The sequence below is a fragment of the Paraburkholderia sp. SIMBA_027 genome (assembly GCF_046535315.1).
In the GTDB taxonomy this organism is placed as follows: Bacteria; Pseudomonadota; Gammaproteobacteria; order Burkholderiales; family Burkholderiaceae; genus Paraburkholderia; species Paraburkholderia tropica.
Window position 1 is genome coordinate 1 of sequence record NZ_JAWRWY010001445.1, and the last position, 242, is coordinate 242.

Genomic DNA, 242 nt, shown 5'->3' on the forward strand with positions numbered 1-242 from the left:
GGGACAATGTGAAGTCCGCCCCCATGTACTTGAAGTGCGGGCGCACACTCAAATTGACCCGATACCAGCCCGGCTCGCCCTCGACATCGCTGACGACAATGCGCGCTGCACGCAATGGCCTACGCCCACGCACCTCGGCACTGGGGTTTTCCTGGTCGGCCACGTATTGGCGAATCCACTTGTTGAGCTCCAGCTCCAGGTCCGTGCGCTCCTTCCACGAGCCCAATTGCTCGCGTTGCAGC

The 242-nt window shown here is 62.0% G+C and carries 1 pseudogene; it reads right to left on the bottom strand.

The window, feature by feature from the left end:
- Positions 1-242 (bottom strand): annotated as a pseudogene (locus SB764_RS43965) (type VI secretion system contractile sheath large subunit); the annotation flags it as partial.